This is a genomic window from Halomonas sp. 18071143, from assembly GCF_019211725.1.
In the GTDB taxonomy this organism is placed as follows: domain Bacteria; phylum Pseudomonadota; class Gammaproteobacteria; order Pseudomonadales; family Halomonadaceae; genus Vreelandella; species Vreelandella stevensii.
In genome coordinates this window covers 511,839-523,654 of record NZ_CP078120.1, presented here as the reverse complement: position 1 = coordinate 523,654, position 11,816 = coordinate 511,839, and the positions used below count along the sequence as shown (strand labels likewise).

At 60.5% G+C, this 11,816-nt stretch carries 8 protein-coding genes; 4 read left to right on the top strand and 4 right to left on the bottom strand.

Annotated features, from left to right (window positions below; translation table 11 throughout):
* Positions 1-50: 50 nt before the first annotated feature.
* Positions 51-2,204, top strand: a complete 2,154-nt coding sequence (locus tag KVY02_RS02585) for a putative bifunctional diguanylate cyclase/phosphodiesterase (RefSeq protein ID WP_218314261.1) — start codon at positions 51-53, stop codon at positions 2,202-2,204.
* Positions 2,205-2,229: 25 nt separating this feature from the next.
* On the opposite strand, the gene KVY02_RS02580 is transcribed toward KVY02_RS02585, so the two are convergent.
* A complete protein-coding gene (locus tag KVY02_RS02580) occupies positions 2,230-3,864 on the bottom strand; it encodes an NAD+ synthase (RefSeq protein WP_081138866.1) in 1,635 nt (544 codons plus the stop codon).
* Positions 3,865-3,999: 135 nt separating this feature from the next.
* Between KVY02_RS02580 and KVY02_RS02575 the strand changes: the two genes are divergently transcribed.
* The gene (locus KVY02_RS02575) at positions 4,000-4,269 is read left to right on the top strand and encodes a PP0621 family protein (protein WP_081138865.1); all 270 of its coding nucleotides are present in this window, start codon (positions 4,000-4,002) and stop codon (positions 4,267-4,269) included.
* 4 nt (positions 4,270-4,273) lie between these two features.
* Here the strand turns inward: KVY02_RS02575 and thiO are convergent, their stop codons facing one another.
* Entirely contained in the window at positions 4,274-5,371 is a 1,098-nt protein-coding gene (thiO, locus tag KVY02_RS02570) for a glycine oxidase ThiO (protein WP_081138863.1), read from the bottom strand.
* 80 nt (positions 5,372-5,451) lie between these two features.
* Between thiO and KVY02_RS02565 the strand changes: the two genes are divergently transcribed.
* Entirely contained in the window at positions 5,452-5,985 is a 534-nt protein-coding gene (locus tag KVY02_RS02565) for a GspH/FimT family pseudopilin (protein WP_081138862.1), read from the top strand.
* Between the two features lie 11 nt (positions 5,986-5,996).
* Here the strand turns inward: KVY02_RS02565 and trxB are convergent, their stop codons facing one another.
* On the bottom strand, positions 5,997-6,947 hold the full coding sequence (gene trxB / locus KVY02_RS02560) for a thioredoxin-disulfide reductase (RefSeq protein WP_039182403.1): 951 nt from the start codon (positions 6,945-6,947) through the stop codon (positions 5,997-5,999).
* Between the two features lie 254 nt (positions 6,948-7,201).
* Here trxB and acnA point away from each other — a divergent pair, with 254 nt between their 5' ends.
* Entirely contained in the window at positions 7,202-9,949 is a 2,748-nt protein-coding gene (gene acnA, locus KVY02_RS02555) for an aconitate hydratase AcnA (RefSeq protein WP_081138860.1), read from the top strand.
* A gap of 63 nt (positions 9,950-10,012) precedes the next feature.
* Here acnA and KVY02_RS02550 read toward each other — a convergent pair whose 3' ends face one another.
* Positions 10,013-11,692, bottom strand: coding sequence for an NAD-dependent malic enzyme (locus KVY02_RS02550; protein ID WP_081138858.1), 1,680 nt, complete (start codon positions 11,690-11,692; stop codon positions 10,013-10,015).
* Between the last annotated feature and the right edge of the window lie 124 nt (positions 11,693-11,816).

Sequence of the window (11,816 nt, the reverse complement as noted above, 5' to 3'; positions counted from 1 at the left end):
CAGGCCGTGATGCACTGCATCACGGCCACTGCCTTCCCTTCGAGGTTATCATGAAACCTTCCCAAAGCCTGTTTATGGTGTTCTTGCTACCGGTACTGATGGTGGTGTTACCCGCCATGCTGCTGGCGCTTGCCACTCAGGTGTTGAAAGAGCAGTCGCTGCAAAACCACCAGCTACAGTCCAATGATCTGGACACGCTGGTGCAAATGGCCACCTTTGACCGCCAGTTGAGCGATCTGCATCAGCGGGTCACCGAAGTCCTCAGCCAGGCAACCGACACCAACCTGAGTGCCATGCAGCGTTATTCCGAGTATGGCATCATCAATCTGGAGCTTTCCCGAATTGGTCAGAGCATCGACCAGTTGGCGGCCTCACCCCTGATCTACGATCTCAGCCAAGAAAGTGCGGACACTCTGCAGCGCGCCTTCTTCGATTACCGTCGTTTTGTGGACATGGCGAACGAAGCCGCCACCTTGGATCAGGGAGACACTGGCTATTATCTACGTGAAGCCCAGCAGTACTTCACGACGTTCAACCTGTTTTCTCAGCAGATTTTCGAAGCCCTGACCCAGCGGGCCAGTGATCGACATCGCGAGTCGTACCTGGCGCTGACCCACGAGCGCAATTCCATTCTCTGGACCGGCATTGGGCTGTTCTCGCTACTGCTGGGCGCGGCGATGATCGCGGCATGGCGGATCAATCAACGCTTGGTCATCGTGGGCGATGCCATTCTCGCCCTTTCCAAGCGCTCGGATCAGTTACCGGACATGCAGGCAGTGAAGCGGCTCAGCCAGCAGCATAGCGGAACCCTGCAACGCATTTCGGCCTCGCTACTGGCTCTGCGCGACTCCGAACACCAGCGGCGTCATGCCGAGCAGCAGGTACATCAGCTTGCTTACTACGACTCACTCACCGAATTACCCAACTGGCGCCTGATGCGCGAGCATCTTCAGCACTCCCTCGAAACCAACGCCCAAACGGGCACCTACGGTAGCCTGATCTATGTGGACGTGGACGAGTTCAAGCGTATCAACGATGGCATTGGCCACCGCGCCGGGGATGAGTTGATCAAGCAGATGGCCAAACGGCTGGAGACACTGCAGCCCGAGGGCTGCACCATTGGCCGACTCAGCGGAGACGAATTTGCCATCATCGTGGACGGCCTGGATGAAGACCAGCTGAAAGCGGCCGAAAAAGCCGAGTTCTTTGCCCAGCAGGTGAGCCACACCCTGACCCAACCTTACTGCCTGGAAGGCCGTCAGCAGTTCCTCAACGTCAGCCAGGGCCTGGTATTGTTCAAAGGGCTGGAAGAGAGCATCGACAGCCTGTTCCAGTACGCCAACTCAGCGGTACACCTGGCCAAGCGCGGCGGACAGAACGGCCTGCGTTTTTATGACCCTGAAGTACAAGCCCAGCTGGAAAGCCGCACGGAGCTGGAGCGCGACCTGCGTCTGGCCATCGAGCAGAAAGCGTTCGTGCTGGTATACCAGATGCAGGTAGACAACCAGGGGCGGAGCATTGGTGCCGAAGCGCTGATTCGCTGGCAGCATCCTGAGCGTGGGTTTGTCTCCCCAGGCATGTTCATCCCCCTGGCGGAAGAAACCGGGCTGATCGTGCCGATTGGCAGTTGGGTGCTACACGCGGCCTGTGAGCAGTTGGCGGCCTGGCAAGCAACGGAACACACCCGGCATCTGGTACTAGCGGTAAACGTTAGTGCCAAGCAGTTTCAACAACCCGGTTTCGTGGATGAAGTCGCCACCGCGCTGAAGCTCAGCGGTGCCCCTGCCCATCGGTTGAAGCTGGAGCTGACCGAAAGCACGGTGATCGGCAAAGTGGAGGACACCATCGACCGGATGCACCAGCTCAAGGCGCTAGGCATCAGCTTTGCCATGGATGACTTCGGTACCGGATACTCCTCGCTGCAGTACTTGAAGCGCTTACCGCTGGACCAGATCAAGATCGACCAGTCGTTCGTGCGCGATGTTCATCAGGACGCCGACGACATGGCCATCGTCGAAACCATCATTGCCATGGGGCGTTCACTGGGGCTTGATGTGATTGCAGAAGGTGTGGAAACCATCGAGCACTGGCGCTATCTCAACGCGCACCAGTGCCATGCCTATCAGGGTTACTACTTCTGCAAGCCGGTGGCACCGGAGGAGATGGCCAAGCATTGCCTGGCACCTCCTCCCGTACTGGCTTAGGGCTGGTCGCGGCTGGCAGCAGGCGCTACTCGCCCGGCTGCCAGCCATTGACGATGGGGTAACGACGGTCACGCCCGAAACCACGCGGCGTGACCCGTACACCTACCGGAGCCTGGCGACGCTTGTACTCGCAGCGGTCCACCAGCTTCACCACCTTGTAGACATCGTTCTCGTCGTAACCCGCCGCAATGATGGCTTCGGCGCTCATGTCCCCTTCGATGTAGCGCACCAGAATCGCGTCCAGCACATCGTAATCCGGCAGGGAATCGCTATCCTGCTGGTCGGGCGCCAGCTCTGCGCTGGGCGGACGCTCGATGACCCGCTCCGGAATGGCCGACGACTGGGTGTTACGCCAACGAGCCAGGCGGTAGACCCAGGTCTTGTAGACATCCTTGATGGCGTTGTAGCCGCCCACCATGTCGCCATAGAGCGTGGCATAGCCCACGGCCATTTCGCTCTTGTTGCCGGTGGTCAGCACCATCAGGCCTTTCTTGTTGGAAATGGCCATCAGCAGCACGCCTCGGCAGCGCGACTGCAGGTTTTCCTCGGTGGTGTCACGCTCGGTGCCCGCAAAGCTATCCGCCAGGGTCGCCATGAAGGCCTCTACCATGGGCTCGATGGGCATCACGTCATAATGCACCCCCAGCAGTTTGGCCTGCTCGGCGGCATCCTGCTTGGAGATATCGGCGGTGTAGTGGTAAGGCATCATGACCGCCTGAACGCGCTGCGGCCCTAGCGCATCCACCGCAATCGCCAGCGACAAGGCGGAGTCGATGCCGCCGGAAAGCCCCAGCACCACGCCTTTGAAGCCGCTTTTATTGACGTAGTCACGCAGCCCGGTGACCAGCGCACAGTAAAGGCTCTCTTCCGGCATGACTTCCGGCTCGATCTCTCCGGCCTGGGGCTCCCAACGCTCGGCGCTGGTTTGCAGCAGTTGAACGGGCATCAGCCCGGCTTGCCAGTAAGGGGCCAGCACCTTGAGCTGGCCCTGCTCATCCACACAGCAAGAACCGCCATCGAACACCAGCTCATCCTGGCCGCCAATGGTGTTGACGTAGAGAATGGGGCGCTGAACGTCCTGAGCCCGCTGCTCCAGAAGGCGCAGCCGCTCGGTGGGCTTGTCCTGGTGGTAGGGTGAGGCATTCAGGCTGATCAATACTTCCGCCCCGGCCGCCTGCGCCGCCTTGACCGGCGAGCCTTCCCACAAGTCTTCACAGATCAACAGCCCCAGCTTGGCACCCTTGTGCTCGTAAACCAGTGGCTGGGTGCCGGGGGTGAAGTAGCGCTGCTCATCGAACACCTGGTAGTTCGGCAGCGCCTGCTTGGCGTACTCTGCTTCCCACTGGCCGTTGTACAGCACGCCCGCCATGTTGTAGCACTTGCCTTCACGCACGCCGGGATAACCAATGATGACCAGCACGTCTCGGGCCACCTTCTCGGCCATTTTGGCGCGGGCTTCGCGCAGGCGCGCCTCCATGGAAGGCCTCAGCAGCAGGTCTTCCGGCGGGTAGCCGGAAAGAAACAGCTCGGGAAAGACCACAATGTCCGCCCCATGCTCGATCCTCGCCTCACGCACGGCCTCGATGGCGCGCGCGGCATTGCCGGGAATATCTCCCACTAGCGGGTCGAGTTGGGCCATTACCAGCGTTAAGTCTTGCATGGGCGTCAAAATCTCTTGAGAATCTTCAGAATACGATGGCACTTGGGGCATTGTCCCGCAAGGTGCGCCTGCTGGCAAAGGCCATACGGCTACAGGCGTGCTGCCCGCTTTTTCCCGGTATGGGAGTTATCGAGGATGAACCTGTTGATCATTCGGCTGATTATTTTTGCGGTGCTGTTTTATGCAGGCCTGAAACTCTACGGCATGTATCGCCAGCACCGCCTTTCCCAGCAGCAGCCCCCCGCTCCTCGCCATGAAGGCGGGCAGATGGTGCGCTGCCGCTGGTGCGACGTTCACGTGCCGGAAAGCGAGGCACTGCGTGACCATGAGCAGTGGTTTTGCTGCAGCGCCCACCGCGACCGCTTCCTGCAGGAACAGCGTGATCGCGACGACGGTAATGCTTGATGCGCTACCCCCGACATAGCGCCACCGGCAAGTAAGGCGCGGGGTCGATCAGCGGCTCACGATCCAATAGCTGGTCGACCAGCAGATGCGTCGAGGCGGGAGCCAGTACCAGCCCATTGCGGTAGTGCCCTGCATTGACGAACACGTTGGGAAATTCCGGCAGCGCCCCGATGAACGGAATGCCGTCCGGGGAGCCCGGACGCAGCCCCGCCCAGTGATACGCCACGGGGTACCTGGCCAGCGCAGGAATGATATTTTCAGCACTCTGGCGCAGCGACGCCAAGGCGTCCTGATCAGTGGTTTTATCGAACCCGGCCTCTTCCAGCGTCGAGCCCACCAGCAGCAGACCATCGTTGCGCGGAATCACATAGCGACCATCTTTGAGCACCACCCGCTGCACCAGCCCTGGCGGGGTCTGATAAGCGATCATCTGCCCTTTCACGGGCCGAACGGGCAACTGGATACCCAGGCCTTCCAGTAGCTGGGCTGCCCAGGCTCCGCCACATACCACTACTCGCTCGGCATGCAGCTCGCCCGACCCCGTGACCACCCCCACGACCTTGCCCTGACGCTGGAGGAAGCCGGTGACCTGGCACTGCTCGACCAGCGTGACGCTCGGCATCGCCGCCAGCCGGGCCCGCAGCGCCTGGCCAAGGCGGGGGTTACGAATGCTGCCCAGCGTCGGCATCCACAGAGCGCTTCCGCCAGAGGCCAGCGCGGCGGGCTCTTTCTGCTGCACGACCTCTGCCTCGACCCGTTCGAGCGGCTTGCCCATTTGCCGAGCCCACGCCAGCGCCTGCTCGTCATCTTCCACGTTCAGGTAAAGCAGGCCTTTCTGGCGATACTCGGGGTCGATGCCCGTTTCTTCCAGCAGCCGTAGCGCCAGCGTGGGGTAGACCCCTTCCGACCAGCGCGAGAGCCGCGACACCGGCTCACCGTAACGCCAGGGGTAGAGCGGCGAGACGATACCCCCACCCGCCCAGGAAGCCTCCTGGCCACACTGCCCGCGCTCCACCAACGTGACCTGCTGCCCTGCATCAGCCAGCTGGAGCGCGGTCATCATGCCGATGACACCGCCGCCAATAATTAAGATATGGCTCACAAGCTTTGTCCGTTTTGGCTTACATAAAAAGAGCACAAGGCCCTCTAGGATGAGCCCCATGACCGTACACAGAGGGTCTCATGATGACATGCGATACCGCTGCACACCCACGGCCTGGCTCGGTTCAGCGAGGCTTTACGCTCCTCGAACTGATGGTGGCCCTGGTGCTGATGGCCGTCATGACTGCCTGGCTGGCCCCAGGTTTTCAAGCCTTGGGGCACCACAGCATGCTCAACAGTGAAACGACGCGGCTGCAGGCTGCGTTTGCCTTGGCGCGCAATACGGCCATTACCCAGCGCACGGCGGTCACCGTCTGCCCAGCCAACCCACAACACACTGCCTGCACTGCGAGCTGGCACGACACCTTGATGGTGGTGAAAGGACGCGCCACGGATACCATCGAGCCAGCGCAGGTGTTGCGCACCTTTCCCGGCCAGTTGGCCACCTACACCACCTATAGCCGTGGCTGGCATCGAGTGACGTACACGCCACTCGGCCATGCCAGCGGCTATAACGGCAGCTTCGACGTGTGCGCGACGGGCGAAACGGGCAAGCGGCTGGTGCTGAGTCCGCTAGGCCGACTGCGTATTGATAAGACGCCTATCGACTGCTAGCCATGGCCGCTTCAGGCAATACCGTCCAGGTAACGCTCGGCATCCAGTGCTGCCATGCAGCCACTGCCCGCCGAGGTGATGGCCTGGCGATAGATATGGTCCATGACGTCGCCACAGGCAAACACGCCTGGCACGCTGGTGGCCGTGGCGTTACCCTCGCTGCCGGACTGTACCTTGATGTAGCCACCGTTCATTTCCAGCTGGCCTTCGAAGATACCCGTATTGGGGCTGTGGCCGATGGCGATGAACAGCCCAGGCGCGTGGATCTCCTTGGTGCTGCCGTCCTGCGTCGACTTCACCCGCACGCCGGTGACACCGGTGTTGTCGCCCAGCACTTCTTCCACCTCGTAAAACCACTCCAAGGCGATCTTGCCTGCCTCCGCCTTCTCGAACAGCTTGTCTTGCAGGATCTTTTCGGCGCGAAGCGTATCGCGGCGATGCACCAACGTGACCTTGGAGGCAATGTTCGACAGGTAGAGCGCTTCTTCGACCGCCGTGTTGCCACCGCCGACCACGATCACTTCCTGATTGCGGTAGAAGAAACCGTCGCAGGTAGCACAGGCAGAGACCCCCTGACCCATGAACTGCTGCTCTGACGGCAACCCCAGATAGCGAGCGCTGGCGCCGGTAGCCACGATCAGGGCGTCGCAGGTATAGACGCCGCTATCGCCCTTCAAGGTGAAGGGCTTCTCGCCCAGGCTCACCTCGTGGATATGATCGAACAGCACTTCGGTGTTGAAACGTTCGGCATGCTGCTTCATGCGTTCCATCAACTCAGGCCCTTGTACGCCCTCGGCATCGCCAGGCCAGTTGTCCACATCGGTCGTCGTGGTCAATTGGCCACCCGCCTGCATGCCGGTAATCAGCAGCGGCTTCAGGTTTGCCCGAGCGGCATAAACCGCTGCCGTGTACCCCGCCGGGCCAGAGCCTAGAATGATCAAACGTTCATGACGCGTTTCCATGACACCACCTTTGTGACAATTGAGCAGAGTTCGTCGTCGACATTCGTTGCAGGGCCGACATTCGCAGAAGAGTCTGCCTGAAATGGCGTCGAGTACAAGTAATTACAAGGGTTGGTCTACGCTATTAGGCCAAGATGGCTTGAAAGGCGACCCCGCCACACCCATGTGCCCTACATGAGCCATACTGTTGATCAGCGTTATTCTGGAACACAGTGACCGTTGCGATACCCATAAGCGATCGAGAGGAGAATGGAATGAGCAAGATACCCAGCACGCTTCATACCTTGACGGCAGGAAGCCAGGAGTATCACTACTACAGCTTGCCCAAAGCAGCCGAAACGCTGGGCAACATCGACCGGCTGCCCAAGACGCTCAAGATTCTGCTCGAAAACCAGCTGCGCTTCGCTGACGACGAGAGCGTCGAACAGGCCGACATGCAAGCCTTGGTCGACTGGCAAAACGAGGGGCGGTCCAGCCGCGAAATAGGTTACCGCCCTGCCCGCGTTCTGATGCAGGACTTCACCGGCGTACCGGGGGTCGTGGATCTCGCCTCCATGCGCGCAGCGGTCGAGTCCCTGGGCGAAGACCCCGCCCGCATCAACCCGCTCTCTCCGGTCGATCTGGTCATCGACCACTCGGTCATGGTCGACAAGTTTGGCAACCCCACGGCCTTTCAGGAGAACGTGGATATCGAAATGCAGCGTAACGGCGAGCGTTACGAGTTCCTGCGCTGGGGCCAGAAAGCGTTCGACAACTTCAGTGTCGTGCCGCCCGGCACCGGCATTTGCCACCAGGTCAACCTGGAGTACCTAGGCCGCACCGTCTGGACCAAACAAGAAGACGGCAAGACCTTCGCCTACCCGGACACGCTGGTAGGCACCGACTCCCATACCACCATGATCAACGGCCTGGGTGTGCTGGGCTGGGGGGTAGGCGGCATCGAGGCCGAGGCGGCCATGCTGGGCCAACCGGTATCGATGCTGATTCCCGAGGTTATCGGCTTCAAACTGACCGGCAAACTGCAGGAAGGCATTACGGCCACCGACCTGGTCCTCACGGTCACCGAGATGCTGCGCAAGAAGGGCGTGGTCGGCAAGTTCGTCGAGTTCTACGGAGATGGCCTGAAAGACCTGCCGCTGGCGGACCGCGCCACCATTGCCAACATGGCCCCCGAGTATGGCGCCACCTGCGGCTTCTTCCCGGTGGACGATGAAACCCTCAATTACCTGCGCCTGACCGGCCGTGAAGACGAGCTGGTCGCGCTGGTCGAAGCGTACAGCAAGGCCCAGGGGCTCTGGCGTGAGCCCGGTGACGAGCCCATCTTCACCGATACCCTCAGCCTCGACATGAGCAGCGTGGAAGCCAGCCTGGCAGGCCCCAAACGCCCGCAGGATCGCGTCTCTCTCAAGAACATGCCCAAGGCGTTCGCCAGCGTCATGGAGGAAGATGGCAAGTCCTACCCTTCTACGGAAACGGGCAAGCTTTCCTCGGAAGGCGGCCAGACCGCCGTCGGCATCGACCGGAGCTTCGAACGCTCGTTTCAGCATAACGATAGCCAAGCGGTCAAGATGGGTGAGCAGGATTTCAACCTGGACCCCGGCGCCGTGGTCATCGCGGCCATCACTTCTTGCACCAATACCTCCAACCCCAGCGTCATGATGGCGGCGGGCCTGTTGGCACGTAACGCGCGTCAGAAGGGGCTGGCCACCAAACCCTGGGTCAAGACGTCCCTGGCGCCTGGCTCCAAGGTGGTCACCGACTACCTGGCCGCTGCCGAACTGAACGATGACCTGGATGCGCTGGGCTTCAACCTGGTGGGCTATGGCTGCACCACCTGTATCGGCAACTCCGGTCCGCTGCCCGACGCCATCGAAAAAGCCATTCAACAGGGGGACCTTGCCGTTGCCTCCGTGCTGTCGGGTAACCGCAACTTCGAAGGCCGCGTGCATCCGCTGGTCAAAACCAACTGGCTGGCCTCACCGCCGCTGGTGGTGGCCTATGCACTGGCGGGCAACGTTCAATGCAACCTGTCCACCGACCCCCTCGGGGAAGACAGCGATGGCAATCCGGTGTACCTGAAAGACATCTGGCCCTCGCAGGCAGATATCGCCAACGCCGTACAGAAGGTCAACACCGAGATGTTCCGCAAGGAGTACGGCGCCGTTTTCGAAGGCGACGAAACGTGGCAGTCGATCAAGGTGCCGGAAAGCAACGTCTACGAGTGGCCCTCCTCCACCTACATCCAGCACCCACCCTTCTTCGAAGGCATGCAGCGCGAGCCCGATGCCATCGAAGATATCCAGAGTGCTCGGGTACTGGCGATACTGGGTGACTCCGTCACCACCGACCATATTTCCCCCGCAGGCTCCATCAAGCCCGACAGCCCTGCTGGCCGCTACCTGCAGGAGCACGGCGTCAAGCCCGTGGACTTCAACTCCTACGGCTCACGCCGAGGCAACCATGAAGTCATGATGCGCGGCACTTTTGCCAACGTGCGGATCAAGAACGAAATGCTGGACGGCGTGGTCGGGGGTGAAACGCGCCATGTGCCCAGTGGTGAGCAGATGTCGATCTATGACGCCGCCATGAAGTACAAGGAAGAAGGCACGCCGCTGGTGGTGGTGGCAGGCAAGGAGTACGGCACCGGTTCTTCCCGCGACTGGGCAGCCAAGGGAACCCGACTGCTGGGCGTACGGGCGGTGATTGCCGAATCCTACGAGCGGATCCACCGTTCCAACCTGATTGGCATGGGCGTCGTACCGCTGCAGTTCCCCGAAGGCGAGAGCCGCACGAGCCTTGGGCTCACCGGTGACGAAGAGATTTCAATTGCGGGATTAAACGACTTGAGCCCAGGCGGCACGGTCAAAGTGGTCATCAAACAGGGCGACCAGGAGCGTACCATTGATGCCAAATGCAGAATTGATACCGCCAATGAGCTGGCTTACTACCGCCACGGTGGTATCCTTCACTACGTGCTGCGCAAAATGATCGGCGCAGCCTAACGGTAAAAACTTCCAATGCTTGCATCGCCCCCACCTTGGTGGGGGCTTTTTTTGCACCGCGCCTTAGAAAGCGCGGCGACGGTAGAAGCGATACTCCGGCGACCAGCAGGACTTTTCGATACGCTCACGCAGCTCCGAGCCGCTGGTTTTCAGCGCCACGCCGTTTTGCTGCGCCTGGGCAGCCACTTCGAAAGCAATCGACTTACTGATTTCACGAATGCGCGACAGCGGTGGCAGCAGCGCACCCTGCCCCTCCCTGACCAGCGGTGCTTCACGGGCCAGAGCACGCGAGGCGCTCATTAGCATCTCGTCGGTCACGCGGTGGGCGTCGGCGGCAATCACCCCCAGGCCAATACCGGGGAAAATATAAGCGTTGTTGCACTGGGCAATGGGGTAGGTCCGCCCGTTGTAGACCACCGGCGCAAAGGGGCTACCCGTGGCTACCAAGGCCTGGCCGTCGGTCCAGCGAATCACGTCCTCAGGCACGGCTTCTGCCTGGGAGGTGGGGTTGGAGAGCGGCATGATGACCGGGTGTTCACAGCCTGCATGCATGGTACGCACGACCTGTTCGGTAAAGATGCCCCGCTGGCCACAGACCCCAATCAGGATGGTGGGTTTGATCTGGGCGATGGTCTCTTCCAGCCCCTGACCGTTCCAGTTGGCTACCAGCGCAGGATCATGGGCCAGACGACGCTGGAAATCACGCTGCCAGGTCTGGTCGGTGGTCATCAAGCCATCCCGATCGACGATGAAGATGCGCGCTCGCGCCTCTGCTTCGGTCAAACCTTCGGCCTCCATGGAGACCACTACCTGTTCGGCGATACCGCACCCCGCCGAACCACCGCCCACGAACACCACCCGCTGCTGCGCAATGGTTTCGCCCCGCGCCTGACAGGCAGCCATCAGCGTACCCACCACTACAGAGGCCGTTCCCTGCACGTCATCGTTGAAGCAGCACAGTTCGTTGCGGTAGCGCTCCAGCAATGGCACGGCGTTGGCCTGGGCAAAATCCTCGAACTGCAGCAGCACATTCGGCCAGCGACGCTTCACGGCGCAAATGAACTCGGCCATGAAGGCATCGTACTCTTCCTGGCTGACTCGCTCGTGACGCCACCCCATGTACATCGGGTCATCCAGCAGCGCCTGGTTATTGGTGCCCACGTCGATCATGATCGGCAGCGTGTAGGCAGGGCTGATGCCGCCACAAGCGGTGTACAGCGCCAGCTTACCGATAGGAATACCCATGCCGCCGATACCTTGGTCACCCAAGCCAAGAATACGCTCGCCGTCGGTTACCACAATGACCTTCACGTTGTCCTTGGTGGCACTACGCAGGATGTCGTCCATATGTTCGCGGTCCGGATAGCTGATGAACAAGCCCCGGTGGTTACGATAGATATTGGAAAACTCCTGGCACGCCTGCCCCACGGTAGGGGTGTAGATGATCGGCAGCATCTCTTCCAGATGCTCGGACACCAGACGGAAATAGAGCGTTTCGTTATCGTCCTGAATGGCGCGCAGATGAATATGGCGCTCCAGGTCACTATGGCACTGCTGGTACTGGCGATAGACACGTTCGAGCTGGTCGTCGATGGTTTCGACTTTTTGCGGGAGCAGGCCGATCAGGTTGAACGCCAATCGCTCCTCTTGAGTAAACGCACTGCCTTTGTTCAATAGCGGCATTTCAAGCAGCGAAGGACCGGCGTAAGGAATGTACAGGGGGCGCTTACTCTTCGTAGACATGGCACTCTCTTTTTATGTCAATTGCTATTGCAATGCAGCAACGCTGGGCGTTGGCGACGTTTGTGCGTAATGTAACATGGTCGTGCGACAAAGGTAGAAGCAGCGCCAGCAATGGCCATAAAAA

Excerpts from the sequence above, each read along its gene's own strand:
- KVY02_RS02580 (WP_081138866.1), bottom strand. The coding sequence starts at position 3,864 with ATGCAAGACTTAACGCTGGTAATGGCCCAACTCGACCCGCTAGTGGGA.
- KVY02_RS02575 (WP_081138865.1), top strand. The coding sequence starts at position 4,000 with ATGAACCTGTTGATCATTCGGCTGATTATTTTTGCGGTGCTGTTTTAT.
- KVY02_RS02550 (WP_081138858.1), bottom strand. The coding sequence starts at position 11,692 with ATGTCTACGAAGAGTAAGCGCCCCCTGTACATTCCTTACGCCGGTCCT.
- KVY02_RS02565 (WP_081138862.1), top strand. The coding sequence starts at position 5,452 with ATGATGACATGCGATACCGCTGCACACCCACGGCCTGGCTCGGTTCAG.
- acnA (WP_081138860.1), top strand. The coding sequence starts at position 7,202 with ATGAGCAAGATACCCAGCACGCTTCATACCTTGACGGCAGGAAGCCAG.
- trxB (WP_039182403.1), bottom strand. The coding sequence starts at position 6,947 with ATGGAAACGCGTCATGAACGTTTGATCATTCTAGGCTCTGGCCCGGCG.
- KVY02_RS02585 (WP_218314261.1), top strand. The coding sequence starts at position 51 with ATGAAACCTTCCCAAAGCCTGTTTATGGTGTTCTTGCTACCGGTACTG.